Origin of the sequence: Streptomyces sp. NBC_00299 (assembly GCF_036173045.1) — a bacterium.
Taxonomy (GTDB): Bacteria; Actinomycetota; Actinomycetes; order Streptomycetales; family Streptomycetaceae; genus Streptomyces; species Streptomyces machairae.
Genome location: NZ_CP108039.1, coordinates 5,239,337 through 5,263,274, shown reverse-complemented (window position 1 = coordinate 5,263,274; position 23,938 = coordinate 5,239,337). Strand labels below are relative to the sequence as shown.

Here is a 23,938-nt window from a genome sequence, read left to right as displayed (position 1 = left end):
CCTCCCCCCAGGGAGGAGGCGGCGTCCCCTAGGGGGCGGAATATTCGTTGGCGATCGCCTTTCCCCTTCGCCTAAAATCTCCGCTCTTGCCCGCCTCCCCCGCGGAGTGCCGCCGCCCGGACGGAAACCGGTCGGCTCTCTCGATCACCTACCTGTAGGTCCCTCCGGAGGCACCCCCTTGTCCACGCGCGCCGACGACCCACTCGACCCGCTCTCGCGAGAGCGCTCCCACCTGGCCGTGTCCCGTTCCGCCCTGCGTGCCATGCGCGAGGACGTCGAGTCCCTCGACATCAGCGACGTCACCGCGAACTGGGTCAACGCCGAGGTCCTCGCCCGCCAGATCGACGACCGCATCAAGGCCCTGGCCGACCTCAGCGACACCCCGCTGTTCTTCGGCCGGCTCGACTACCTGCACGCCCCCGGCGCCGAGGAGGCCGAGGGCGCGGAGGGCGAGCGCCCGCGGCCGGAGGACGCTTATCAGACACTGCACATCGGGCGCCGGCATGTGCACGACGCCCAGGGCGACCCGATGGTCATCGACTGGCGGGCACCGGTGTCCCAGCCGTTCTACCGGGCGTCCAAGAAGGACCCGATGGACATCGCGCTGCGCCGCCGCTTCGGCTACACGGGCGGGGACCTCACGGCGTACGAGGACGAGCACCTCTCCGACCCGGCGGAGGCCGCCCGCACCAGCAAGCTGCTCCAGCAGGAGATCGAGCGCCCGCGCGTGGGCCCGATGCGGGACATCGTGGCGACGATCCAGCCGGAGCAGGACGAGATCGTACGGTCCGGGCTCGGCGGCACGGTGTGCGTGCAGGGCGGTCCGGGCACGGGGAAGACGGCGGTGGGCCTGCACCGGGTGGCCTATCTGCTCTACGCCCACCGTGAGCGGCTCGCCCGCACCGGCACGCTCGTCATCGGGCCGAACAGGTCCTTTCTGCACTACATCGAGCAAGTCCTCCCGGCGCTGGGCGAGTTGAGCGTCCGGCAGGCGACGGTGGACGACCTCGTGGCGCACGTCGAGGTGCGCGGGGCGGACGACGCGGCGGCGGCCGTCATCAAGGGCGACGCGAGGATGGCGGAGGTGCTGCGGCGCGCGGTGTACGCGCACGTCACCATGCCGGCGGAGCCGGTGGTCGTCGTACGAGGATCCCGTCGCTGGCGCGTGCCGGCGTACGAACTCGAAGAGATTGTCCGTGAGTTGCTCGCCCGTGACATCCGCTACGGCGCCGCCCGCGAGGCCCTCCCGCAGCGCATCGCGCACGCCGTGCTGGTGCAGATGGAGCGGTCGGGGGAGGCGCCGGACGACCGGGTGCAGGACGCGGTGGCCCGCAACAGCGCGGTGAAGGCCGCCGTCAAGGCGATCTGGCCGCCGGTCGATCCGGCGAAGCTGGTGCTGCGGCTGCTCGCCGACGCGGACTTCCTGGCCGAGCACGCGGCCGGGGTCCTCGACGCGGACGAGCAGAAGACGATCCTGTGGGCGAAGCCGGCGCGGTCGGTGAAGGCCGCCAAGTGGTCCGCGGCGGACGCGGTGCTGATCGACGAGGCGAACGACATCGTGGCGCGTACGTCGTCCCTCGGACATGTCGTGCTCGACGAGGCGCAGGATCTCTCGCCGATGCAGTACCGGGCGGTGGGCCGGCGTTGCACGACCGGTTCGGCGACGGTGCTGGGGGATCTGGCGCAGGGTACGACCCCCTGGGCGACCCGGAGCTGGGACGAGGCGTTGGCCCACCTCGGCAAGTCGGAGGGGGTCATCGAGGAGCTGACGGCCGGTTTCCGCGTCCCGACGGACGTCATCGCCTACGCCTCCCGCCTCCTCCCCCACATCGCGCCCGGGCTGACGCCGGTGGCGTCGATCCGTGAGAACCCGGGGTTCTTCGAGGTCCGTGAGGTGTCGGAGGCGTCGGAAGTCATCGCCGCGTGCGGGGAGTTGCTGCGCCGGGAGGGGTCGATCGGGCTGATCGCCGCGGATGCGCGGGTTCCGGTGCTGGCGGAGGGGCTCGCGGCGGCGGGGATCACGTATCTGGCACCCGGCGAGGAGACGACCGAGCAGACCCGGTTGACGCTGGTGCCCGCGTCGCTCGCGAAGGGTCTGGAGTACGACTACGTCGTCCTGGACGAGCCCCAGGCTGTGGTGGACGGGGAGCCGGATGAGCGGACGGGGTTGCGGCGGTTGTATGTCGCGCTGACGCGGGCGGTGTCGGGGTTGGTGGTGGTGCACGGGGGGTCGCTGCCGGGGCAGTTGGGGTGACGGGTCCCTCCGGGGGGGGTGGCCGGGGACGGGGGTCGCGGGTGGTGACGGTTTGCGTCGGGCCGCGGGTGCGTGGGGGCTGGTCGCGCCGTTCCCCGCGCCCCTGAGGGGGTGGCAGGGGCCATCGCCGACGACGAACCCCCGTCAGCGCCCGGGCAGCGGCCCACCCCCGGCAGAGCTCCCCGTCTACGAAACCCCGTCCAGCACAGCCCGCCACTCGGCCACCGCGCCCACCGACACCGGCCCCTCCCAGCCGTCCGGACGGGCCGCGCCGCCGATGTGGAAGGCGTCGATGCCGGCGGTCAGCAGGGTCGGCACATGGTCGAGCCGCAGCCCACCCCCCACCAGAATCCGCTGCTCGTACCCGGGCTCCCGGACCCTGGCCGCCTCGGCGAGCAGGACGGCGAGGCCGTCGTCGACGCCGGTGGGCGAGCCGGCCGTGAGGTAGGTGTCCAGGCCCGGCATGCCGTCCAGCTGCTTGCGCAGCGCGTCCCGGTCGGCGGCCCGGTCGATGGCCCGGTGGAAGGTCCACCGGCACCCGTCCAGCTCACTCACCACCCGCTCGACGGCTTCGAGGTCCACCCCGCCGTCGGCGTCGAGGAACCCGAGCACGAACTCGTCCGCCCCGGCGTCCCGCAGCTCCTGCGCCACCCGCACGAGCCGCGCCACGTCCCCGGCGGCGAACCCGTCCGCCAGCCTCAGCATCACGCGCAGGTCGATATCGACGGCGGCTCGGATCCCGGCGAAGGTCCCGACCGGCGGGGTGAGCCCGTCGGCGGCCATGTCGGTGACCAGTTCGAGCCGGTCCGCACCCCCGGCCTGGGCGGCGACCGCGTCCTCGACGCCGAGGGCGATCACCTCCAGGACTGCACGCTTGCTCATGGGACCCCATTCCTCGGCATTCGACGACGGCTACAGGTCTAGTCCAATCCAAGGGTACGGGGTGGAGGCTCGCCCGAGGATGCGCAGGGTCACCCGAAGATGTTCAGCTCCCCCGCCTCGGCCCCCGCCAGCTCGTACGCCGCCCCCGGCGCCGGCCGCCCCACCTGCCCCTCCCCCCACACACGCCAGCCGCAACCCCTCAGGGGCGCGGGGAACTGCGCGACCAGCCCCCACCCACCCGCACCCCGACACAGACCGCCACCACCCCGAGCCTCCCGCGCCGCGCCCCGGCACCCAGCGGCTCCCCCCTCCCCCACACCCCCGAACCCCCCACCCCCCAGGCAATCCCCGCCACCCCCGCGACAATGACCCCATGGCCGACCTCCACACCCCCGCCGCCCTCAACACCCTCCGCACCCGCTTCGCCCAAGCCCTCGACGCAACCCGCTCCCCCGCCACCACCCCCGACCCCACCCCCTACGCCGACAACCTCCTCACCCGCTGGCAGGAACCGCAGCGGCACTACCACACGCTCACCCACCTCACCGCGGTCCTGGACCGCATAGACGAGTTGGCTGAGCACGCCGGCGACCCGGACGTCGTGCGGCTCGCCGCCTGGTTCCACGACGCGGTGTACTTCCCCGACCGCTCGGAGAACGAGGAGCGCTCGGCCCGCCTCGCCGAACGCGCCCTCACGGAAGCCGGCGTCCCCGCGGAGCGCACCGCCGAGGTGGCCCGTCTGGTCCGGCTCACCGTCACGCACGACCCCGCACCGGACGACCCCGACGGCCAGGTCCTGTGCGACGCCGACCTCGCGATCCTCGCGGCGCCGCCGTCCGCGTACGCCGCGTACACGGCAGCCGTCCGCGAGGAGTACCACTTCGTCCCGAACGACGCCTTCCGCGAGGGCCGCGCCGCGATCCTGCGCCAACTCCTGGACCTGCCAAGCCTGTTCAGCACGCCGTACGGAAAGGAGAAGTGGGAGGCAACCGCCCGCTACAACCTCGCCGCCGAGCTGGAAATGCTGTCGCTCTGACGACGCCGCCGCCGTAGCCTGCACGGCATGCGAGACATGGGCGGGGAACGCGTACAGGAAGCCGTGGCGAGCAGCGTGGCGCTGCTGCGGACGGCGGTGGACCGGGACTGGACCGGGGTGAAGGCCGGCCGGCTGGAGTGGAGTTGCCACAACACGGCGTTCCACATCGCCGAGGACCTCATCGCGTACGCCGCCAACCTGGCCGGCCGCGCCCAGGACGACTACGTCCCCTTCGAGATCACCCTCGACGAGGGCACCGGCAACGAAGGGCTGATCCACGTCATCGAGACGACCGGCGCCCTCCTCACCGCAGCCGTCCGCACCGCCCCGCGGGAGGTCCGCGCCTTCCACCCGTACCCCTTCCGCAGCGCGAACCGCGAGGGCTTCGCCGCGATGGGCGTCGCCGAAGTGCTGCTGCACACGCATGACATCGCCGAGGGGCTCGGGGTGGCGTACGAACCGCCCGCCGAGCTGGCCGGGTTCGTCATCACGACGATCTTTCCGCACGTCCGGCCCGGCCCCGACCCCTGGCGCACCCTGCTCTGGGCCACCGGCCGCGGCGACCTGCCCGGCCGCGCCCCGGTCACCGAGTGGCGCTGGCGCAACAACCTCGTCCTGGCCACCGACCGCCTCACCCTCCAGGGCGTCACCCCCGCGTCCGCCGCCGACCTGAGCGCGGGCGGCGACGGCGGGTTCACGTGGGTCGTGGGCGGCCCCTTCGAGGGGACGCGGGAAGCTGCCGGGATGATCTCGAAGGCGTACGAGGAAGGGGTGCACCGCCCCGAGTTCGGCCTGTTCGTCCTCGTACGGCGGGAGGACGACCTCGCGGTCGGCGGCATCGGCTTTCACGGCGTCCCCGACGAGGAGGGCACGGCGGAGGTCGGCTACGACCTCGTGGAGGGCGTCCGCGGACGCGGCTACGCGAGCGAGGCGCTGAGCGCGCTGTCGGAGTGGGCCCTGGCCCGGGACGACGTACGCCTCCTCTGCGCGGCGATCGACGCCGAGAACGCCCCGTCACAGCGCGTCGTCGCCCGCGCCGGATACGTGCGCACAAGCGTCGAGGAGGAGCGGGCGGCACGGGAGCAGCACGACATGGACGACTCCCTGCGGCTCTACGTCCGCCGCGGGCATCCCGGGGCGCCCTAGGGCCTGTCGTTTGGATCATGCCGGCGCCGCGGGGTCTGGCACGCGCAGTACCTTCCAGCCGACCTGATCCAAACGACAGGCCCTAGCCTGGGGCGGAGCCGACCCGCACCGTCGCAGGGAGCCGCCATGTCGTTCACCGCCGAGGAGATCGCCTACCTCACCACGAACCCGCTCGCCCGGCTGGCCAGCCTCTGCGCGGACGAGCAGCCCGACGTGGTCCCGGTGGCCCTGGAGTTCGACGGCACCCACTTCTGGGTGGGCGGACCCCGCGAGGAGGTTCTCGGCACGCGCAAGTTCCGCAATGTCGCCCGTGGCCGCGAGAAGGTGGCGTTCGTCGTGGACGACATGGTCTCCGTCGAGCCGTTCATCGCCCGCGGCATCCGGGTGTACGGCGTCGCGGACGGCCCCGTGGAGCGGGTCGGCATGGTGGGACCGGGCCACTACCTGCGCATCACGCCGACGCTCTCATGGAGCTGGAACCTGTCGGACCCGCCCCGGCCCGCCGGGGAGTCCTGGTACCCCATGCGTCGAGCCGAGCACTCCACCCCGCACCCGTAGGCCGTGACTCAGGTCACATCCACTCATGTCACATCGCGCCGAGCCGGTCCGTCATAGCTGTGTAACCACCGACGAACGGCAAGGGAGTTGGCCATGAGCGCCCGACTGAACATCTTCGCAATCCCCAGCGCCGGCAAGGTCATCAAGCACATCACCTCGGCCAGCAAGGTGGTGCACGACTCGACTCTGCCCGTCACCACCCAGCACCTGGTGACGCTCCGCGCCAGCCAGATCAACGGCTGCGGCTTCTGCACCGACATGCACAGCAAGGACGCCGTCGCCGCGGGAGAGGACTGGCTGCGCCTCAATATGGTCGCGGCCTGGCGCGAGGCCACCTGCTTCACCGAGGCCGAGCGCGCCGCCCTTGAGCTGGCGGAGGAAGGCACGCGCATCGCCGACGCGGCCGGCGGGGTGTCGGACGAGGTCTGGGAGAACGCCGCCAAGCACTACGACGAGGAGCAGCTCGCCTCCCTGGTGTTCCTGATCGGCCTCATCAACGCCTTCAACCGGATGAACGTCCTCATCCAGCAGCCGGCCGGCGACTACCAGCCCGGCCAGTTCGCCTAGCCGGGAGCGCGTCCGGAGCCGAGGGGGCGTCAGGAAGCGGCGTCAGCCCGCCTCCCGCCCCTTCGGCCTGCGCAACCCCGCCCCCTGCAACAGTCGCACCACCTCACGGCTGCTGACCTCGACGGCACCCGCCCGCACCGCATCGGCATAGCGGTGGGACGGGACGTCGTAGTGGTCCCGCTCGAAGGCCCGCCGCGGCACGCCCAACCCGTCGGCGAACGTGTGCAGTTCGTCGTACGACACGTCGCTCACGAGGTGCGACCACATCCGCCCGTGTCCCGGCCAGGTCGGCGGGTCGATGTAGATCGTCACGGCGTCACGCGCTCCCTCCCGAGGGCTGCGCCCCGCCCGCGCCGGCCGCCCCCAGTGATCCGACCGCCGCGACCCTCACGCCCGCCTTGTGGCACACCCAGTACGGATCGGGCCCCAGCTCCGGCTCGACCTCCAGCGCGTGCGGGTCACCGGCGCCGCACACCGGGCACAGCGGCCAGCGCCCGAACCGGTCCAGCAGCGCGTCCTGCACGTCCTGGGCGACCAGTCCGGCCACGAACTCCATGCCGTCCGGCCACTGCTCGACCCACCAGCGCCGCTGTACGACCGCCTCCTCGACCAGCGACACGACATCCGCCTCGGCGACCTCGCCCGCGACCAGGTCGGCGAGCACGAGGGCGCGGGCCGTGTGCAGCGCCTGTTCCAGCGGACTGAGCGGACTGATGGGTTCCATGGTCCTATTGTGCGCACTCTTGACCACGGCACGGGGTGGAAATATTTTTCAAAGGTGACCAATGACGTGAAGGAAACTTTCGGCCGTGCGGGACCGACCGGTCCGGCCCCGGCGCCCGCCGCCCTCGCGGCCAAGGTGCGCACGCTCGCCCCGTCGATGACCCGCTCCATGCAGCGCGTCGCCGAAGCGGTCGCGAGCGACCCGGCGGGCTGCGCGGCCCTCACGGTCACCGGCCTCGCCGAACTCACCGGCACCAGCGAGGCCACCGTCGTGCGCACCGCCCGTCTCCTCGGCTACCCCGGCTACCGCGATCTGCGCCTCGCCCTCGCCGGCCTAGCCGCCCAGCAGCAGTCGGGCCGCGCCCCCGCCATAACGACCGACATCGCGGTGGACGACCCGATCGCCGACGTGGTGGCGAAGCTCGCCTACGACGAGCAGCAGACCCTCGCCGACACGGCCGCCGGCCTCGACACCGCCCAGCTGGGAGCGGCCGTATCGGCCGCCGCCGCCGCCCGCCGGATCGACGTGTACGGCGTCGGGGCGTCCGGGCTGGTCGCCCAGGACCTCGCCCAGAAGCTGCTGCGGATAGGGCTCATAGCCCACGCGCACAGCGACCCGCACCTCGCCGTGACGAACGCGGTCCAGCTGCGCGCGGGTGACGTGGCGATAGCCATCACCCACTCCGGGTCGACCGGGGACGTCATCGAGCCGCTGCGGGTGGCGTTCGAGCACGGGGCGACGACCGTCGCGATCACCGGGCGTCCGGACGGGGCCGTCACCCAGTACGCCGATCACATCCTTACGACGTCCACGGCGCGGGAGAGCGAGCTGCGGCCGGCCGCGATGTCGTCCCGGACCAGTCAGCTGCTTGTCGTGGACTGTCTGTTCGTGGGGGTGGCGCAGCGGACGTACGACACGGCTGCGCCCGCGCTGGCCGCGTCGTACGAGGCACTGGCGCATCGGCACCGCCGTTAGACCGCAGGCGTTGTGGTCGGATGCGGGGCCGTCGTGGCTGGTCGGGCCCGCGCGGCGGTAGCCGCACATTGAACACAGCCCCGCGCCCCCAGGGGTTACAGCACTCCGTACCTCAGAAAGAGCCGTCTCTCATGACCTCCGCATCCAACCCCCGTGATCTCCGCGCCGAGTTGGAGACCCTGACCACCGAGGCGTTCCGCCCCGAGCTCGCCGAGATCGACCGTCTCCCCACCCTCGACATCGCCCGGCTCATGAACGGCGAGGACGCGGCCGTACCCACCGCCGTCGCACAGCGCCTCCCCCAGATCGCCGCCGCCATCGACGCCCTCGCGGAACGGATGGCCCGGGGCGGTCGCCTCATCTACGCGGGCGCGGGCACCGCCGGCCGCCTCGGCGTGCTCGACGCCTCCGAGTGCCCGCCCACCTTCAACACCGACCCCTCCCAGGTCGTCGGCCTCATCGCGGGCGGCCCTGAGGCGATGGTCGTCTCCGTCGAGGGCGCCGAGGACTCCAAGGACCTCGCCCGCACCGACCTCGACGCCCTCGCGCTCACGCCCACCGACACGGTGGTCGGCATCTCCGCCTCCGGGCGCACGCCGTACGCGATCGGCGCGGTCGAACACGCCCGCAAGCAGGGCGCGTTGACGATCGGCCTGTCCTGCAACCCGGACAGCGCCCTGGCGGCGGCCGCCGAGCACGGCATCGAGATCGTCGTGGGCCCGGAACTCCTCACCGGATCGACGCGCCTGAAGGCCGGCACGGCCCAGAAGCTGGTCCTCAACATGCTCTCGACGATCACGATGATCCGCCTGGGCAAGACCTACGGAAACCTGATGGTCGACGTCCGCGCCTCCAACGACAAGCTACGGGCCCGCTCCCGCCGCATCGTCGCCCTCGCCACGGGCGCCGACGACACCGACATCGAGCGTGCCCTGACCGAGGCGGGCGGCGAGGTGAAGACGGCGATCCTGATCCTCCTGGCGGACGTGGACGCCCCTACGGCTAACGGGCTTCTCGATGCGGCGGAGGGGCATCTGCGGGCGGCGATGAGTGCGGGCGGGCGCGCGGACGGGCGGTGACCGGGTCCGTCCGTCGCTTCAACTCCCCTGTTAGCGTGGCCACATGACGGCACCGAAGACCTTTCGCATCGGCGGCGATCTGGAAGTACGGCGGCTCGGGTTCGGGGCCATGCATCTGCGGCCGGAGACCGACGAGGCCCGCGCCGCCCACCTCGCGGTCGCCCGGCGGGCCGTCGAACTGGGCGTCACGCTGATCGACACGGCGCACCTGTACGGCTGGGGAGCGAACGAGGATCTCCTCGCCGAGGCCCTGCACCCGTACCCGGCGGACCTCGTGATCGCCACGAAGGTCGGCATCCGTCACACCACCTCGGGCGAGGGCTGGCGGCACGCGGGCGCGCCCGCCGACCTGCGCGACCAGGTCGACGAGGCCCTGCGCCGTCTCCGCCTCGACCGCATCGAGCTGCTCCAGCTCCACCGGCTCGACCCCGGCGTACCGCTCCCCGACCAGCTCGGCGCGCTGCGCGACCTGCGCGCCGAGGGCAAGGTGGGCAGGATCGGCCTGTCCGAGGTCACGGCCGCCGAGCTGGCCGAGGCGCGGACCGTCGTCGAGATCGCGAGCGTCCAGAACCGCTACAACCTCCTCGACCGCGAGCACGAGCCCGTACTCAAGGCCTGCGAGGAGGCAGGCATCGCCTTCCTGCCGTGGCGGCCGGTGGCCGCGGGGAAGTCGGGGGCGCAGGCCGAAATCGCCGCGGTGGCAAAGGAACTGGACGCCACCCCGACGCAGCTCGTCCTCGCCTGGCTCCTCGCCCACTCCCCGGTGATCGTCCCCATCCCGGGGACGACGAGCCTCGCCCACCTGGAGGAGAACCTCGGCGCGGACGCCCTCCACCTCACCCAGGCCCAGTACGACCGCCTCAGCCGCGCCGCCGAGTCCGCCTAACGCGGCAGCCTCCCCTCCCGGTTGACCTGCCTCACCCGCGCCAACAGCTCCTCCTTCGTCGGCGCGGGCTCCACCGGCTCGCCCCGCAACACCGCCGCCAGCCGCTCCGCGGTCCGCACATTGCAACGCCCCAACTGGACCAACGCGAACGGCTCGTCGCCGGCGCCGGTCACCGGGTCCACGGACAGGGACGGCAGTACGACACCCACGCCCCTGAGAGCCTCCCGCAGGGACAGCACGACTTCCTCGGTCGACCGCACGTTTGCCTCACCTCTCCACGCAGAGTTTGCGATTCACAACACAGCGTGTCGGTGGCGCCTCTAGCCTGGCCAGACGGGGCGCCCCAACAGTCTCGTCCGGTGGACCGGGAGTTGCACATGCCAGCACCGAAGGATCTCGATCCGTCGTCGTCGCCACGCGCGCTGCTGGGCGCGGAGTTGCGCCATGCGCGTGAGAAGAAGGGTCTGAGCCAGGACGCCCTGGGTCTGAAGCTGTTCGTGAGTGGCGCGTTCATCGGGCAACTGGAGGCGGGCACAAGGCGCTTGCGGCCCGACATGGCCGTGATGGTGGATGAGGTGCTGGGCACGAAGGGTTTCTTCACGCGGAACTGCGCGGCGGCCAGCAAGTCCAAGTACCCGGAGCATTTCGCGGAGGCGGCGGAAGCCGAAGCCACGGCCACGGAGATCAGGGAGTACGCACCGCTGCTCATCCCTGGCCTGCTCCAGACTCCGGCCTACGCCCGGGCCGTGTGCCGCGCGCACCAACCCACAGCGCCGGACGAGAAAATCGAGGAACTGGTAGCTGCCCGGGTGGAGCGGGCCCACCTCCTCAGCGATCCAACAGAGCCGTTGTTGTGGGTGGTGCTTGACGAGGCCGCGCTACGGCGAGCCACAGGCGGGCGCGAGGTAATGGCGGAGGCCCTCAGCCACATCGTCGGCCTGGTGCGCCGGAGCCGGGTCATTGTGCAGGTGATCCCGTTCGAGGCGGGAGCACACGCGTCCATGCAGGGCGCCATCAAGCTGATGGCCTTCGAAGACGCGCCTCCGCTCGTCTACTTCGAAGGGGTTGGCACCGGTCGACTGGAAGACGAACCGGCCACCGTCAGGTACCAGCGCCACACCTACGACCTGCTCAGCGCCTGCGCTCTCTCGCCGCAGAAGTCCCTGGTCCTCATCGAGAGGATGGCGCAGGATTACGCCCATGAGGAGCATCCCTGAGAACAACCTGGACGGCGTGACTTGGCACAAGTCCAGCTACAGCGGCGGCGACGGCGGCAACTGCCTCGAAGTCACCCACGACCTCCCCACCCTCGTCCCCGTCCGAGACTCCAAGCACCCCCACGGCCCGAAGCTCATATTCGGCACATCCGCCTGGGCCGCCTTTGTGAATGCGGTCAGAATCTGACCTAGTCGGCTCATAACGTGGCTGTCATGACTGAGACCACGCACAACACCGCCACCGCCGAGCGCAGCGACCTGCTGGAGACCCTGGCCAAGCACCGGCAATTCCTCCGCTTCACCGCCCGCGACCTCTCCGACGAGCAGGCGGGACAGCGGACCACCGCGAGCGAGCTGTGCGTCGGCGGCCTGATCAAGCACGTCACCTCGGTGGAACGGAGCTGGGCGAACTTCATCGAGCACGGCACGTCGGCGATGCCCGACTTCAGCGCCATGACCGAGGCCGACTTCGCCAAGCGGGCCGACGACTTCCGGATGCTGCCCGGCGAGACGCTGGCCGGTGTGCTGGCCGAGTACGAGAAGGTGGCCCAGCGCACCGACGACCTGGTCGCCGCCCTGCCCGACCTGAACGTCTCCCACCCGCTCCCCAAGGCCCCGTGGTTCGAGTCCAGCGCTCGCTGGTCGGCCCGCAGGACGCTGCTGCACATCATCGCGGAGACCGCCCAGCACGCCGGGCACGCCGACATCCTGCGTGAGTCCCTGGACGGGGCGAAGAGCATGGGCTGACGTCGGGGTCGTTGGCGCAGAGCCGAGGCCTTCGCCCACACTGGCACCCATGAACCACGCCCAGCTGACCGCCCTGGGCCGCGCCCTCCGCCTCCTCGGCGAGCACGGCGAGGCCCTCACTGCCACCACCCCGGATGCCAAGCTGCACGAGGTCAAGGCGGACCTGCGGCGCGCTCTCGACCTCCTGGACGAGAGCGTGTCCAGTGCCGCCCCGACCACCCGCTGCCCGGAGCACCCGGGCGGCCCGGTCGACAAGGCGGCGCCCGACCTCTGTCTGCTCTGCGAGACCCGCCGCCGGGCGGCCCGCCGCTCCGAGTACAACGGCACCGGCCCGGCGGCCCCCCGCTCCCCCGACACCGCCCCGTCCCGCTACGGCGTCCGCGGCGAACGCCCACAGCCCCAGCAGCGCTGGCTGCCGGAGCTGTGGAACGGGCAGGAGTGGCAGCTGTGCGGCACGCCGCGCCGCGACCGCCGGGAGGCCGAGCTGTACATCACCGCCCAGCGTCGCGGGCCGCGCCCCGCCATGGCCTACCGGCTCGTGCACGAGTTCACCGACTACGAGGTGCTGCGCGTGTGGGGCACGCCGGTGAAGGTCGACATCGAGCCGCTGGGCAACCTGTAGCCGACAGCCACTACTTGGCCGTCACTCCCATCGGCGCTGCCGCCTTCGCCACAGGCTCCTGGACGGCAGCCGGCCCCGCCTTCGGAATGAACGACGCCACCACGAACGCCAGCAACGCCGCCCCGGCGCCCACAGCCAGGACCACCTTGAAGGCGTTCTCGGACGGGAGGGCGTAACCGCCGAGGTCCGTCGTCATCTGGGCGAGGATCACGCCCGCGACGGCACTCGCCGTGGACGTACCGAGGGAACGCATCAGCGTGTTGAGGCTGTTCGCGGCGGCCGTCTCCGACGCGGGCACGGCGCTCATGATGAGGGCGGGCATCGAGCCGTAGCCGAAACCGACGCCTGCGCCGATGATGCAGGCCACCAGGACGAAGTGCCAGACCTCGGACATCAGGACGATGTTGAGGCCGTAGCCCACGGCCACGATCAGGACGCCGGTCATCAGCGTGACCTTGGGGCCCTTGGCCCGCGAGATGGCCGCCGACACCGGGGCCGTCGCCATCATGACCAGGCCCGACGGAGCCATGCACAGGCCCGCGACCAGCATCGACTTGCCGAGGCCGTAGCCGGTCTGCGCGGGGAGCTGGAGGAGCTGCGGGATGACGAGGCTCATCGCGAACATCGCGAAGCCCACGGCGATCGAGGCCAGGTTGGTGACCAGCACCTGACGCCGGGCGGTCGTCCGCAGATCCACCAGCGGCTGCTCGGTACGCAGCTCCCACCAGCCCCAGGCCGACAGGATCACGGCGGCGGCGGCGAACAGACCGAGCGTCGTGCCACTGCCCCAGCCCCAGTCGGCACCCTTGGAGACGGCCAGGAGCAGGCAGACCAGTCCCGCCGCCATCCCTATGCCGCCCACCAGGTCGAAGCGCCCGCCGGTGCGCACCTTCGACTCGGGCACGAACAGCACCACGCACACCAGAGCCACGACACCCATGCCGGCCGACGTCCAGAACAACATGTGCCAGTCGAAGTTGTCCGCGATGAGCGCGGCGGCGGGCAGCCCGAGCGCGCCGCCGATGCCGAGGGAGGCGCTCATCAGGGCGGTCGCGGAGCCGAGGCGCTCGGCGGGGAGTTCGTCGCGCATGATGCTGATGCCGAGCGGGATCACCCCGGAGGCCAGGCCCTGGAGCACCCGTCCGACGATCATCGGGACCAGCGCGTCGCTCAGGGCACAGACCACGGAACCGGTCACCAGCAGTACGACGCTGACCAGCAGCATCCGCCTCTTGCCGTACATGTCGCCGAGCCGCCCCATCACCGGCGTGGCGACGGCGGCGGCGAGCAGGGTCGCCGTGACCGCCCAGGCGGTGTCCGACGCCGGGGCGTCGAGCAGCCGGGGCAGCTCGGGGACGATCGGGATGACCAGGGTCTGCATCAGCGAGACGACGATCCCGGCGAAGGCCAGCACCGCCACCACGGCGTTCGACCTCGGCGGGGCGCCGCCCCCGGCCTCGGCGGCAGGGGCAGGGGCGTGGGACATGGCGGGGCCTCCGTCGGCGTACGAACGTGAAGGTACGTAATTGACCAAGGCAACCTTAAGTCAGTTGATTGACTTACTCAAGGGATGCAGGTCACGCCCCGGACCGCCCGAGATCGCCTCTGATCACCAAGGTCAGGCGGGCACCTGGCTCAGGCCCCCCGCTCCACGAACGCCCGCGTCCGCCCCTCGTCCAACTCGTACACCGTCTCGTGCGCCCGGGGATCGCGCGCATGGGGTGCTCAACACCGCCTTCAGCCAGTCGAGTTGAGCCGCGCTCAGTCGGCCGTACACCTTCCCCGGCACCAGCGAGTCCAGCGTGACGAACCGCCGGCCGGCGACGGTGCTCACGGCCGCCCGCTCCCCCGCCTCGGACTCCAGAACCGCTTCCGGTTCCGGGTGGCCGCTGCCCAACACCTTCCCGAAGGCGCCGCGCTCATCATGGTTGCCGGTGGTGTAGAACACGGGCGCGCCCAGGCCGCGGGCGAACTCGCCCACGAGCTCCTTCACGGCCGTATACGCCTCCACCGCACCGTCGTCTGCGATGTCCCCCGTGACGACGATCGCGTCGACGTCCCGCACATGCCTCAGCTCGGCGAGCATCAGGCGGAGCGAGTCGGTGGCATTCACGCCGTATGCGTTGGGGGCGTCGGCCCGCTCGATGTGGGTGTCGGAGAGATGAAGGATCCTCATCTCTCCGGCAGTAGCGGCTGGTTGGGCCTCAGCTCAGGGTCTTCAGCGAGGCCGCGTCGTACGGCGCCAGCTCCTCGAACCGGCCGCCCAGCACCTTCGCCGCCCACTCGGGGTCCTGGAGCAGCGCCCGGCCGACGGCGACGAAGTCGAACTCCTCCGCCTCCAGACGGTCCAGCAGGTCGTCGATGCCCTTGACCCCGGAGCCCTGGCCGGCGAACGCGCCCAGGAACTCGCCGTCCAGGCCGACCGAGCCGACGCTGATGGTGGGCCTGCCGGTCAGCTTCTTCGTCCAGCCGGCGAGGTTGAGGTCGGAGCCGTCGAACTCCGGGACCCAGTAGCGGCGGGTAGAGGCGTGGAAGGCGTCGACGCCGGCCGCGGCGAGCGGGGCGAGGATGGCCTCCAGCTCCTCGGGGGTCTCGGCGAGCCGGGCGTCGTATGCCTCCTGCTTCCACTGCGAGTAGCGGAAGATGACCGGGAAGTCCGCGGAGACCTTCTCGCGTACGGCGGCCACGATCTCCGCGGCGAACTTCGTACGGGCGACCGGGTCACCGCCGTACGCGTCGGTGCGGCGGTTGGTGCCGCCCCACAGGAACTGGTCCACGAGGTAGCCGTGGGCGCCGTGGATCTCCACGCCGTCGAAGCCGATGCGCTCGGCGTCCGCGGCGGCCTGGGCGAACGCGCCGATGACGTCGTCGAGGTCGCCCTGGGTCATCGCCTTTCCGGTGGGCTCATCGGCGCCGATGCGCAGGCCCGAGGGGCCGACGGCGGGGGCCTCGGCGTAGGGCGGCTGGCCCTGCTCACGCACCATGCCGATGTGCCACAGCTGCGGCACGATCGTGCCGCCCGCCGTGTGCACGGCATCGGCGACCTTCGCCCACCCCGCCAGCTGCTCCTCACCGTGGAACCGCGGCACCTTGTGGCTCTGCCCGGCCGAGTCGTGCCCGACGTACGTGCCCTCGGTGACGATCAGACCGACGCCGGCGGCGGCGCGGCGCGCGTAGTACGACACGACGTCCTCACCGGGCACGCCGCCCGGGGAGAACATCCGCGTCATCGGCGCCATCGCGATGCGGTTGGGGACGGTCAGACCGTTGATCACGGTCGGCCGGGACAGGATCTGGGCCGCACGGGAGGCGGTGGGCTGGGTGACGGTCACGTGGGGAGCTCCTCGATAGGCATTGACCAGCGGGTATGTGCACGCGCATTGTTGCACTTCCTTAAGCAACTGCTCATCGGAGGCTGCCTATTCCGCACCCCGCCCCCTCCGGCAGTGACCCCGGCCACACACAGTGCGGCACGGCCGCGCTCGGCTGCGTGCAGGGAGGGGGCTGTCACAAACGGGGACGCGGTCCGGTCCTTCCTGCGGACACTCCCTGTTTGGAGGAATTAATGAGCGCTGAGCACGCACACCTGCCCCCGGGCGTCGAGGTGATCAACACCCTGCCGGAGGCGGCGGCCCGGATTCCGGCGGGCGCCGAGGCCAGGACCATCCGGGTCACCCTGGCGCCGGGTGACCCGGGCGCGCCGCCGCACCGGCACCCGGGGCCGCTCTTCGGCTATGTGACCCAGGGCGAGATCCTCTTCGAGCTGGAGGGGCAGCCGCCCCGGGTGCTCAGGGCCGGTGACGCCCTGTTCGAGCCCGGGGGTGACGTGATCCACTACCAGGGCGCCAACAACCTTCCGGACGCGCAGTCGCAGCTGGTGGTGACCATGTTCGCGCCGCCTGGCTCCCCGGTTCTGACCGTGGTCGGCGCGGCGGAACTCGCCGAACGCCGACACCTCCGGGCCGACCGGCCAGGATGACCATCGCCGGGTGAGCAAACGCCCGAGGGCGGCACCCCCTGTCGTAACAGGGAGTGCCGCCCTCGCTGTGGACGGACCGGGTCCGAGCCTTCTTGCGAAGAGGCTCAGAAGTCCATGTCACCGCCCGGCATGCCGCCACCGGCAGGCGCAGCGGCCTTCTCCGGCTTGTCGGCGATGACGGCCTCGGTGGTGAGGAACAGCGCGGCGATCGACGCGGCGTTCTGCAGCGCGGAACGCGTCACCTTCGCCGGGTCGATGATGCCCTCGGCGATCATGTCGACGTACTCGCCGGTCGCGGCGTTCAGACCGTGGCCGACCTGAAGGTTGCGCACCTTCTCGACGACGACGCCACCCTCGAGACCACCGTTGACGGCGATCTGCTTCAGCGGGGCCTCGAGCGCGAGCTTCACGGCGTTGGCGCCGGTCGCCTCGTCACCCTCGAGCTCCAGCTTCTCGAACACCTGGGAGGCCTGCAGCAGGGCCACGCCACCACCTGCGACGATGCCCTCCTCGACGGCCGCCTTGGCGTTGCGCACGGCGTCCTCGATGCGGTGCTTGCGCTCCTTGAGCTCCACCTCGGTGGCGGCACCGGCCTTGATGACCGCGACACCGCCGGCGAGCTTCGCCAGGCGCTCCTGCAGCTTCTCGCGGTCGTAGTCCGAGTCGCTGTTCTCGATCTCGGCGCGGATCTGGTTGACGCGGCCCGCGACCTGCTCGGAGGAGCCGGCACCGTCGACGATGGTGGTCTCGTCCTTGGTGATGACGACCTTGCGGGCCTTGCCCAGGAGGTCCAGGGAGGTGTTCTCGAGCTTGAGACCGACCTCCTCGGAGATGACCTCGCCACCGGTGAGGATGGCGATGTCGTTCAGCATCGCCTTGCGGCGGTCACCGAAGCCCGGGGCCTTGACGGCGACGGACTTGAAGGTGCCGCGGATCTTGTTGACGACCAGGGTCGACAGGGCCTCGCCCTCGACGTCCTCAGCGATGATCAGCAGCGGCTTGCCCGACTGCATGACCTTCTCCAGGAGCGGGAGCAGGTCCTTGACGGAGCCGATCTTGGAGTTGGCGATCAGGATGTACGGGTCGTCGAGCGACGCCTCCATCCGCTCCATGTCGGTGGCGAAGTACGCCGAGATGTAGCCCTTGTCGAAGCGCATACCCTCGGTGAGCTCCAGCTCCAGACCGAAGGTCTGGGACTCCTCGACGGTGATGACGCCTTCCTTGCCGACCTTGTCCATGGCCTCGGCGATGAGCTCGCCGATCTGGGTGTCGGCGGCGGAGATGGAGGCCGTGGAGGCGATCTGCTCCTTGGTCTCGACATCCTTCGCCTGCTCGAGCAGGGCGGCGGAGACGGCCTCGACGGCACGCTCGATGCCGCGCTTGAGGGCCATCGGGTTGGCGCCGGCGGCTACGTTGCGAAGGCCTTCCTTGACGAGGGCCTGGGCGAGAACGGTCGCCGTGGTCGTACCGTCACCGGCGACGTCGTCCGTCTTCTTGGCGACTTCCTTGACCAGCTCGGCGCCGATCTTCTCGTACGGGTCCTCGAGCTCGATCTCCTTGGCGATGGAGACACCATCGTTGGTGATCGTGGGGGCGCCCCACTTCTTCTCGAGGACGACGTTGCGACCCTTGGGGCCGAGCGTCACCTTGACGGCGTCCGCGAGCTGGTTCATGCCGCGCTCGAGGCCGCGCCGCGCCTCCTCGTCGAACGCGATGATCTTGGCCATGTGAAGTGGTCCCTCCAGGACTGGGGGTGATTCCTTCGGACCGCGCCCGCGCCCGCGACGGACGGCTCACATGCCTTGTGGTTCCTTGCCCCACCCGGCCTGCGGGCCTCACCGACCCGGTCCTTCTTTGTCACTCTCACCTTCAGAGTGCTAACGCCAATGATTAGCACTCGGGGTAGGCGAGTGCAAGCGCCTCTCGGGTATCGGGCGGCACGCTCTGCGGTGCGCGAACAGGGTCGGGCGGGGCCGAGGGCCGGACCCGGCAGGCTCGGGACAGGACCCGGACGGACCCCGGGCATGGCGAAGGGCTCGCACCCCGGGAGGTGCGAGCCCTTCGAAGAAGAACGTCGCTGCTGTTAGTCGACGCGTGCTTCAGCCGGTGGCCAGACGGACCATGTCCGCCTGCGGCCCCTTCTGGCCCTGCGAGATCTCGAAATCGACCCGCTGGCCTTCCTCCAGGGTGCGGTAACCGTCCATCTGGATCGCGCTGTAGTGGACGAAAACATCCGCACCACCGTCGACCGCGATGAAGCCGTACCCCTTCTCCGCGTTGAACCACTTGACGGTGCCCTGAGCCATGCCTAACTCCCCTATTACTGGCCCTTGCACAGATCCACACTTCGCGGATCCGGGTCAGACCTCACCCCCCATTGGCCGGGGGCGTGCGCCGGAACGCGTCGACCGCGGCTGAATGTATCTGCCCAACTGCCGTCTGCAACAGGTCAATCGGACGAGAATTCCGGGCACGACCGGTCGGGAATGTGGGGACAATTCCGCTGACTTCAGGTCAAGTCGGACCCGGCATAGAGAACAAAAGCCGCAAAAAACCCGCACACTTTGGCTACTTCTTGTCGGGCTTGCGGCAGAAATCAAGGGCGGCCGACCAGTGGAACGGCGGCACGTTCCCCAACTGTACCTCGCTCAACCACACAGAATTGCCCCCTCCGCTTCTCTCACGGAGGGGGCAATTCGATGAACTCTTGGTTACCGGGGTTACCGATGGTAATGATCGGTCATTCGGTCAGCCTGTCAGCCACCCGCGACGGCGGGAATGATGGAGACGCCGGCACCGTCGGGAGTCGCGGTCTCCAGCCCCTGCTCGAAACGGACGTCGTCGTCATTGACGTACACGTTGACGAACCGACGCAGCTTGCCCTGGTCGTCGAGAACCCGGGCGGCGATCCCGGTGTGGTTCTTCTCCAGGTCGGCGATGACCTCACCGAGGTTGGCACCTTCGGCGGCGACCTCGGCCTGGCCACCCGTGTAGGTGCGCAGGATGGTGGGGATGCGGACGTTGACGCTCACGTAATGACCTCCGGTCAGGTAAACGGGCCTAAGGGGGCGGGGCGGGGCTGAGCTATGCGAGGCCGGCCTCGTGGAACGAATCCAGGTTGGGACGAATCGTCGCAGTCAGCCCGGTACCGGCCACCGCATCCAACGTCTTCAGCCCGTCGCCGGTGTTGAGCACCACAGTCGTGAGGCTCGGGTCCAGCACACCGCTCTCGATCAGCTTCTTCGTGACACCCACGGTCACTCCGCCGGCGGTCTCCGCGAAGATGCCCTCGGTCCGGGCGAGGACCTTGATCGCGTCGACGACCTGCTCGTCGGTCACGTCCTCCACGAAACCACCCGTGCGGCGGGCGATGTCCAGGACGTACGGACCGTCGGCCGGGTTGCCGATCGCCAGCGACTTGGCGATGGTGTTCGGCTTCTGCGGCCGGACCACGTCGTGGCCCGCCTTGAACGCCGTCGACACCGGCGAGCAGCCCTCGGCCTGCGCGCCGAAGATCTTGTACGGCTTGTCCTCGACGAGGCCGAGCTTGATCAGCTCCTGCAGACCCTTGTCGATCTTCGTGAGCTGCGAGCCGGAGGCGATCGGCACGACCAGCTGGTCCGGCAGCTGCCAGCCGAGCTGCTCGCAGATCTCGTACGCCAGGGTCTTGGAGCCCTCGGCGTAGTACGGCCGCAGGTTGACGTTGACGAAGCCCCAGCCCTCGCCGGCGGGGTCACCGATCAGCTCGGAGCAGAAACGGTTCACGTCGTCGTAGTTGCCCTCGATGCCCACGAGCTCGCCGCCGTAGACCGCGGCCATGACGACCTTGCCCTGCTCCAGGTCGTGCGGGATGAACACGCAGGACCTGAAGCCCGCGCGGGCGGCGGCGGCACCCACCGCACCGGCGAGGTTGCCGGTGGAGGAGCAGGAGAGGGTGGTGAAGTTGAAGGCGCGCGCGGCCTCGATGGCCTGGGCGACGACGCGGTCCTTGAAGGAGTGCGTCGGGTTGCCGGAGTCGTCCTTGACGAACAGCTTGCCGGCGTCGACGCCGAGCTCGTTCGCGAGGTTGTCGGCCTGGACGAGCTTGGTCCAGCCGGGGTTGATGTTCGGCTTGGTGGCCACGTCCGCGGGGACGGGCAGCAGGGGGGCGTAACGCCAGATGTTCGCGGGGCCCGCTTCGATGCGCTTGCGGAGCTCCTCGGTGTCGTAGGCCGAGAAGTCGTACGCGATCTCCAGCGGGCCGAAACACTCCTCGCACGCGAAGACCGGTCCGAGGGGTACCCGGTGACCGCACTCGCGGCAGGACAGCGCCGCGGCGGGACCAAGGTCTACGGTGGAGTCGGTGGTGCTTGCAACAGTCTGCACAGCCATGTGAGGCGAGGCCCTTTCTCCTCATCTTCCTCACGACGCATCTCGCCGTGAGACGGATTTGGCACCTTCCCTAGCCGGGAGCCTCGCGGAGACGATCGACAGTGATCGCCACGAGACCGGCTGGAGGGTTGCCGGGGCTTCATCGGGCCGTTTCCCTCTGCCCCTCTGGATGAGCTGTATTCGGTTGTCAACTATGGGCGACCTCGGACATGCGATGGTCACCCGCGTTGTTCAAGACTGTAACCGAAGGCCAGGACAGTTGAGATAGTCGTCCGAACCGCGAGATGGATCACACGATTACCTGCTGTGATCACGACAGTGAGGAGTCGCCGACTGTGCTGGAAGAAGTCGAGCGCTGGCTGAGCACCCGCTCCTGGTCCGCGACCGATCGCCCGCTCCACCACATACTCGCCGCCAAACAGCGTTCGGGCCAGTCGGTCTCCGTCGTGCTGCCCGCGCTGAACGAGGAGGAGACGGTCGGCGAGATCGTCGCGATCATCCGTCACGACCTCATGCAACAGGTCCCGCTGGTCGACGAGATCGTCGTCGTCGACTCCGGGTCCACGGACCGCACCTCCCAGGTGGCCGCCGCGGCGGGCGCCACCGTGGTGCACCGGGACGCGATCCTCCCGCGCGTCCCGGCAGCGCCCGGCAAGGGCGAGGTCCTGTGGCGCTCCCTGCTCGTCACGACCGGGGACATCGTCTGCTTCATCGACGCGGACCTGAAGGAGTTCTCCTCCGACTTCGTCTCCGGGATCGTCGGCCCGCTGCTCACCGACCCCGGGGTCGACCTGGTCAAGGGCATGTACGACCGTCCCCTCGGCGGGGCGGCCGGACAGGGCGGCCGGGTGACCGAGCTGATGGCGCGACCGCTGCTGAACATGCACTGGCCGCAGCTGGCCGGTTTCGTGCAGCCGCTCGGCGGCGAGTACGCGGCCCGCCGCTCCCTGCTGGAACAGCTCCCGTTCCCCGTCGGGTACGGCGTGGAGCTGGGCATGCTGGTCGACGCCCTGCATCTGGTGGGCCTCGACGCGCTGGCCCAGGTGGACGTGGGCGTCCGCAAGCACCGCCACCAGGACGGACAGGCCCTGGGCCGGATGTCCGCCGCGATCTACCGCACGGCCCAGCTGCGGCTGGCGCGCGGCCACCTCGTCCGGCCGGCGCTGACTCAGTTCGAGCGGGGCGAGGACGGATTCGAGCCACGCACGTACTCCGTGGACACCGAGGAGCGGCCGCCGATGGTGGAGATCGCCGAGTACGCCAAACGGAAGGTCGCATAAGGTCCCGTACCGGGTCATACGCCGGGCAGGGCCACTGATCGTATACGGACCGGCCACTGAGTGGAACCGTACGTTTGAGCGTTTCCGGGCCGGGCTAGGTTGAGGCTTATGGCTTCCACGCAGGGTGCTGCCAAGGTGCTGGTCGCGTCGAATCGCGGCCCGGTCTCGTACGCGGTGCGCGAGGACGGCTCGCTGCACTCCAAGAGGGGCGGTGGCGGGCTCGTCTCCGGGCTGTCGGCGATCGGTCCGGACACCGACGCGCTATGGGTGTGCTCGGCGCTGTCCGACGGGGACCGAGAGGCGGTGCGGCGCGGCGTCGGCGAGGACGGCGTGCTGATGCTGGACATCCCGGCCGACGTGCACGCCGACGCGTACAACGGCGTCGCCAACTCGGTCCTCTGGTTCGTCCACCACATGCTCTACCAGACTCCGCTGGAGCCGGTCTTCGACGCGGAGTTCCGCCGCCAGTGGGAGTCGTACGAGACGTACAACCGTGCCTTCGCGCAGGCACTGGCGGACCGGGCCGCGCCCGGGGCGGCGGTGCTGGTGCAGGACTACCACCTGTGCCTGGTCCCGGGGATGCTCCGGGAGCTGCGACCTGACATCAAGATCGGGCACTTCTCGCACACGCCGTGGGCGCCACCGGAGTACTTCTCCATGCTTCCGGACGACATCCGCGCGCAGCTCGTGTGGGGGATGCTGGGCGCCGACCGGCTGGGCTTCCTCACCTGGCGGTGGGCGCGGGCCTTCATGGCATGCGCCGAGGCCGTGGACCGCGAACGGATCGTCCCGTCCTGGCCGAGCGGCGCCCCGGCGTCCGTCCAGCACACGTCGTCCGGGCGCCCCCCGCTGCGGACCACGTGGATCGGCGTGCACGGCCTGGGCGCCGACGCGGAGTTCCTGCGCGCCCGCTCCCACGAGGCCGATGTCGAGGAGCGGATGGCCGCGCTGCGTTCGGAGATCGGCACGGCACCGGACGGCACCGCCCGCCGGACCGTCGTCCGCGTCGACCGGACCGAGCTGTCCAAGAACATCGTGCGCGGCCTGCTCGCATACCGGCAGCTGCTCGACGACCACCCCGAGTGGCGCGAGCGGGTGGTCCACGTGGCGTTCGCGTACCCCTCCCGCCAGGACCTCGCGGTGTACCGGGACTACACCGCCGAGGTCCAGCGACTGGCGGACGAAATCAACTCCGCTTACGGCACCCCGACTTGGACCCCGATCGTCCTCCACGTCAAGGACGACTTCGCCCGCTCCCTCGCCGCGTACCGCCTGGCGGACGTCGCCCTGGTCAACCCCATCCGCGACGGCATGAACCTCGTCGCCAAGGAGGTGCCGGTCGTCTCCGACGAGGGCTGTGTCCTCGTGCTGTCCCGCGAGGCGGGCGCCTTCTCGGAACTGGGCGAGGACGCGATCCCCGTCAACCCGTACGACGTGATCGGCACGGCACGGGCCCTGCACGAGGCGCTGTCCATGGGCCCGGAGGAGCGCGCGGAACGCTCGAAACGGCTGGCGGCGGGGGGTACGGCGTTGCCGCCGGCGCAGTGGTTCTTGGAGCAGCTGGGGGCGTTGGAGGACGGGACCGGCGAGCGGGGCGAGTGAGCGGCGATCGCCG

25 protein-coding genes, 1 pseudogene and 1 riboswitch are annotated in these 23,938 nt (G+C 70.5%); of the genes and pseudogenes, 15 read left to right on the top strand and 11 right to left on the bottom strand.

All coding sequences use genetic code 11. From position 1 onward, the window contains the following. Nucleotides 1-178: 178 nt before the first annotated feature. The gene (locus OHT51_RS23405) at nt 179-2,254 is read left to right on the top strand and encodes a HelD family protein (RefSeq protein ID WP_328880868.1); all 2,076 of its coding nucleotides are present in this window, start codon (nt 179-181) and stop codon (nt 2,252-2,254) included. Nucleotides 2,255-2,440: 186 nt separating this feature from the next. On the opposite strand, the gene OHT51_RS23400 is transcribed toward OHT51_RS23405, so the two are convergent. Continuing rightward, a complete protein-coding gene (locus tag OHT51_RS23400) occupies nt 2,441-3,136 on the bottom strand; it encodes a copper homeostasis protein CutC (RefSeq protein WP_328880867.1) in 696 nt (231 codons plus the stop codon). 373 nt (nt 3,137-3,509) lie between these two features. On the opposite strand from OHT51_RS23400, the gene OHT51_RS23395 reads away from it, so the two are divergent. From OHT51_RS23395 to OHT51_RS23380, 4 genes are all read left to right on the top strand, one after another. Next, the gene (locus tag OHT51_RS23395) at nt 3,510-4,172 is read left to right on the top strand and encodes an HD domain-containing protein (RefSeq protein WP_328880866.1); all 663 of its coding nucleotides are present in this window, start codon (nt 3,510-3,512) and stop codon (nt 4,170-4,172) included. Nucleotides 4,173-4,199: 27 nt separating this feature from the next. Then, a complete protein-coding gene (locus OHT51_RS23390) occupies nt 4,200-5,318 on the top strand; it encodes a GNAT family N-acetyltransferase (protein WP_328880865.1) in 1,119 nt (372 codons plus the stop codon). Nucleotides 5,319-5,444: 126 nt separating this feature from the next. Continuing rightward, complete coding sequence (locus tag OHT51_RS23385; RefSeq protein WP_328880864.1) at nt 5,445-5,876, top strand: PPOX class F420-dependent oxidoreductase; 432 nt, start codon at nt 5,445-5,447, stop codon at nt 5,874-5,876. A 93-nt stretch (nt 5,877-5,969) separates the two neighbouring features. Further along, complete coding sequence (locus OHT51_RS23380) at nt 5,970-6,443, top strand: carboxymuconolactone decarboxylase family protein (protein WP_328880863.1); 474 nt, start codon at nt 5,970-5,972, stop codon at nt 6,441-6,443. A gap of 42 nt (nt 6,444-6,485) precedes the next feature. Here the strand turns inward: OHT51_RS23380 and OHT51_RS23375 are convergent, their stop codons facing one another. Then, nucleotides 6,486-6,755: a DUF4031 domain-containing protein gene (locus OHT51_RS23375; RefSeq protein WP_328880862.1), complete on the bottom strand. Its 270-nt coding sequence runs from the start codon at nt 6,753-6,755 to the stop codon at nt 6,486-6,488. Nucleotides 6,756-6,759: 4 nt separating this feature from the next. Further along, nucleotides 6,760-7,158, bottom strand: coding sequence for a hypothetical protein (locus OHT51_RS23370; RefSeq protein ID WP_328884409.1), 399 nt, complete (start codon nt 7,156-7,158; stop codon nt 6,760-6,762). A 63-nt stretch (nt 7,159-7,221) separates the two neighbouring features. On the opposite strand from OHT51_RS23370, the gene OHT51_RS23365 reads away from it, so the two are divergent. The 3 genes from OHT51_RS23365 (at nt 7,222) to OHT51_RS23355 (ending at nt 10,107) form a co-directional block, all read left to right on the top strand. Continuing rightward, nucleotides 7,222-8,142 carry a MurR/RpiR family transcriptional regulator gene (locus tag OHT51_RS23365; protein ID WP_328880861.1) on the top strand — a complete coding sequence of 307 codons (921 nt, stop codon included), beginning with the start codon at nt 7,222-7,224 and terminating at the stop codon, nt 8,140-8,142. Between the two features lie 131 nt (nt 8,143-8,273). Next, nucleotides 8,274-9,221 carry an N-acetylmuramic acid 6-phosphate etherase gene (gene murQ, locus OHT51_RS23360; protein WP_328880860.1) on the top strand — a complete coding sequence of 316 codons (948 nt, stop codon included), beginning with the start codon at nt 8,274-8,276 and terminating at the stop codon, nt 9,219-9,221. A 43-nt stretch (nt 9,222-9,264) separates the two neighbouring features. Then, nucleotides 9,265-10,107, top strand: a complete 843-nt coding sequence (locus OHT51_RS23355) for an aldo/keto reductase (RefSeq protein ID WP_328880859.1) — start codon at nt 9,265-9,267, stop codon at nt 10,105-10,107. On the opposite strand, the gene OHT51_RS23350 is transcribed toward OHT51_RS23355, so the two are convergent. Then, the gene (locus OHT51_RS23350; protein WP_328880858.1) at nt 10,104-10,367 is read right to left on the bottom strand and encodes a hypothetical protein; all 264 of its coding nucleotides are present in this window, start codon (nt 10,365-10,367) and stop codon (nt 10,104-10,106) included. The genes OHT51_RS23355 and OHT51_RS23350 overlap by 4 nt on opposite strands. A gap of 117 nt (nt 10,368-10,484) precedes the next feature. Between OHT51_RS23350 and OHT51_RS23345 the strand changes: the two genes are divergently transcribed. From OHT51_RS23345 to OHT51_RS23330, 4 genes are read left to right on the top strand one after another with little or no spacing between them, the layout of a single operon-like run. Next, nucleotides 10,485-11,324, top strand: coding sequence for a helix-turn-helix domain-containing protein (locus OHT51_RS23345; RefSeq protein WP_328880857.1), 840 nt, complete (start codon nt 10,485-10,487; stop codon nt 11,322-11,324). Then, a complete protein-coding gene (locus OHT51_RS23340; protein WP_328880856.1) occupies nt 11,308-11,511 on the top strand; it encodes a DUF397 domain-containing protein in 204 nt (67 codons plus the stop codon). Before OHT51_RS23345 ends, OHT51_RS23340 begins: the two co-directional genes overlap by 17 nt. Nucleotides 11,512-11,537: 26 nt before the next feature. Beyond that, nucleotides 11,538-12,071: a DinB family protein gene (locus OHT51_RS23335; RefSeq protein WP_328880855.1), complete on the top strand. Its 534-nt coding sequence runs from the start codon at nt 11,538-11,540 to the stop codon at nt 12,069-12,071. Between the two features lie 49 nt (nt 12,072-12,120). Then, the gene (locus tag OHT51_RS23330; protein ID WP_328880854.1) at nt 12,121-12,693 is read left to right on the top strand and encodes a hypothetical protein; all 573 of its coding nucleotides are present in this window, start codon (nt 12,121-12,123) and stop codon (nt 12,691-12,693) included. A gap of 10 nt (nt 12,694-12,703) precedes the next feature. Here OHT51_RS23330 and OHT51_RS23325 read toward each other — a convergent pair whose 3' ends face one another. The 3 genes and pseudogenes from OHT51_RS23325 to OHT51_RS23315 all read right to left on the bottom strand — a co-directional run bounded on the left by OHT51_RS23325 (nt 12,704) and on the right by OHT51_RS23315 (nt 16,025). After that, nucleotides 12,704-14,179: an MFS transporter gene (locus OHT51_RS23325; RefSeq protein WP_328880853.1), complete on the bottom strand. Its 1,476-nt coding sequence runs from the start codon at nt 14,177-14,179 to the stop codon at nt 12,704-12,706. A gap of 231 nt (nt 14,180-14,410) precedes the next feature. Then, nucleotides 14,411-14,869, bottom strand: a pseudogene (locus OHT51_RS23320) (metallophosphoesterase family protein); the annotation flags it as partial. 28 nt (nt 14,870-14,897) lie between these two features. Next, nucleotides 14,898-16,025: an NADH:flavin oxidoreductase gene (locus OHT51_RS23315; RefSeq protein WP_328880852.1), complete on the bottom strand. Its 1,128-nt coding sequence runs from the start codon at nt 16,023-16,025 to the stop codon at nt 14,898-14,900. Nucleotides 16,026-16,258: 233 nt separating this feature from the next. Between OHT51_RS23315 and OHT51_RS23310 the strand changes: the two genes are divergently transcribed. Next, a complete protein-coding gene (locus OHT51_RS23310) occupies nt 16,259-16,672 on the top strand; it encodes a cupin domain-containing protein (RefSeq protein ID WP_328880851.1) in 414 nt (137 codons plus the stop codon). A gap of 104 nt (nt 16,673-16,776) precedes the next feature. On the opposite strand, the gene groL is transcribed toward OHT51_RS23310, so the two are convergent. The 4 genes from groL to thrC all read right to left on the bottom strand — a co-directional run bounded on the left by groL (nt 16,777) and on the right by thrC (nt 21,043). Next, nucleotides 16,777-18,399 carry a chaperonin GroEL gene (groL, locus tag OHT51_RS23305; protein ID WP_328880850.1) on the bottom strand — a complete coding sequence of 541 codons (1,623 nt, stop codon included), beginning with the start codon at nt 18,397-18,399 and terminating at the stop codon, nt 16,777-16,779. Nucleotides 18,400-18,771: 372 nt separating this feature from the next. Next, nucleotides 18,772-18,978 (bottom strand): cold-shock protein, encoded by a 207-nt coding sequence (locus OHT51_RS23300; RefSeq protein ID WP_007493268.1) that lies wholly within the window; start codon nt 18,976-18,978, stop codon nt 18,772-18,774. A 450-nt stretch (nt 18,979-19,428) separates the two neighbouring features. Beyond that, nucleotides 19,429-19,704: a MoaD/ThiS family protein gene (locus tag OHT51_RS23295; RefSeq protein ID WP_148000006.1), complete on the bottom strand. Its 276-nt coding sequence runs from the start codon at nt 19,702-19,704 to the stop codon at nt 19,429-19,431. Nucleotides 19,705-19,756: 52 nt separating this feature from the next. Next, nucleotides 19,757-21,043: a threonine synthase gene (thrC, locus tag OHT51_RS23290; protein ID WP_328880849.1), complete on the bottom strand. Its 1,287-nt coding sequence runs from the start codon at nt 21,041-21,043 to the stop codon at nt 19,757-19,759. Nucleotides 21,044-21,061: 18 nt separating this feature from the next. Further along, nucleotides 21,062-21,219: riboswitch (SAM riboswitch) on the bottom strand. A gap of 159 nt (nt 21,220-21,378) precedes the next feature. Between thrC and OHT51_RS23285 the strand changes: the two genes are divergently transcribed. Then, entirely contained in the window at nt 21,379-22,323 is a 945-nt protein-coding gene (locus OHT51_RS23285; RefSeq protein WP_328880848.1) for a glucosyl-3-phosphoglycerate synthase, read from the top strand. A gap of 108 nt (nt 22,324-22,431) precedes the next feature. Continuing rightward, nucleotides 22,432-23,925 carry an alpha,alpha-trehalose-phosphate synthase (UDP-forming) gene (locus OHT51_RS23280; RefSeq protein WP_328880847.1) on the top strand — a complete coding sequence of 498 codons (1,494 nt, stop codon included), beginning with the start codon at nt 22,432-22,434 and terminating at the stop codon, nt 23,923-23,925. Nucleotides 23,926-23,938 lie beyond the last annotated feature (13 nt).

What these genes read in the sequence shown, in the direction of transcription:
- OHT51_RS23310 (WP_328880851.1), top strand. Translation starts at nt 16,259, where the DNA reads ATGAGCGCTGAGCACGCACACCTGCCCCCGGGCGTCGAGGTGATCAAC.
- OHT51_RS23330 (WP_328880854.1), top strand. Translation starts at nt 12,121, where the DNA reads ATGAACCACGCCCAGCTGACCGCCCTGGGCCGCGCCCTCCGCCTCCTC.
- OHT51_RS23300 (WP_007493268.1), bottom strand. Translation starts at nt 18,978, where the DNA reads ATGGCTCAGGGCACCGTCAAGTGGTTCAACGCGGAGAAGGGGTACGGC.
- groL (WP_328880850.1), bottom strand. Translation starts at nt 18,399, where the DNA reads ATGGCCAAGATCATCGCGTTCGACGAGGAGGCGCGGCGCGGCCTCGAG.
- OHT51_RS23395 (WP_328880866.1), top strand. Translation starts at nt 3,510, where the DNA reads ATGGCCGACCTCCACACCCCCGCCGCCCTCAACACCCTCCGCACCCGC.
- OHT51_RS23400 (WP_328880867.1), bottom strand. Translation starts at nt 3,136, where the DNA reads ATGAGCAAGCGTGCAGTCCTGGAGGTGATCGCCCTCGGCGTCGAGGAC.
- OHT51_RS23325 (WP_328880853.1), bottom strand. Translation starts at nt 14,179, where the DNA reads ATGTCCCACGCCCCTGCCCCTGCCGCCGAGGCCGGGGGCGGCGCCCCG.
- OHT51_RS23335 (WP_328880855.1), top strand. Translation starts at nt 11,538, where the DNA reads ATGACTGAGACCACGCACAACACCGCCACCGCCGAGCGCAGCGACCTG.
- OHT51_RS23345 (WP_328880857.1), top strand. Translation starts at nt 10,485, where the DNA reads ATGCCAGCACCGAAGGATCTCGATCCGTCGTCGTCGCCACGCGCGCTG.
- OHT51_RS23385 (WP_328880864.1), top strand. Translation starts at nt 5,445, where the DNA reads ATGTCGTTCACCGCCGAGGAGATCGCCTACCTCACCACGAACCCGCTC.
- murQ (WP_328880860.1), top strand. Translation starts at nt 8,274, where the DNA reads ATGACCTCCGCATCCAACCCCCGTGATCTCCGCGCCGAGTTGGAGACC.
- OHT51_RS23390 (WP_328880865.1), top strand. Translation starts at nt 4,200, where the DNA reads ATGCGAGACATGGGCGGGGAACGCGTACAGGAAGCCGTGGCGAGCAGC.
- OHT51_RS23355 (WP_328880859.1), top strand. Translation starts at nt 9,265, where the DNA reads ATGACGGCACCGAAGACCTTTCGCATCGGCGGCGATCTGGAAGTACGG.
- OHT51_RS23380 (WP_328880863.1), top strand. Translation starts at nt 5,970, where the DNA reads ATGAGCGCCCGACTGAACATCTTCGCAATCCCCAGCGCCGGCAAGGTC.
- thrC (WP_328880849.1), bottom strand. Translation starts at nt 21,043, where the DNA reads ATGGCTGTGCAGACTGTTGCAAGCACCACCGACTCCACCGTAGACCTT.
- OHT51_RS23280 (WP_328880847.1), top strand. Translation starts at nt 22,432, where the DNA reads ATGGCTTCCACGCAGGGTGCTGCCAAGGTGCTGGTCGCGTCGAATCGC.
- OHT51_RS23340 (WP_328880856.1), top strand. Translation starts at nt 11,308, where the DNA reads ATGAGGAGCATCCCTGAGAACAACCTGGACGGCGTGACTTGGCACAAG.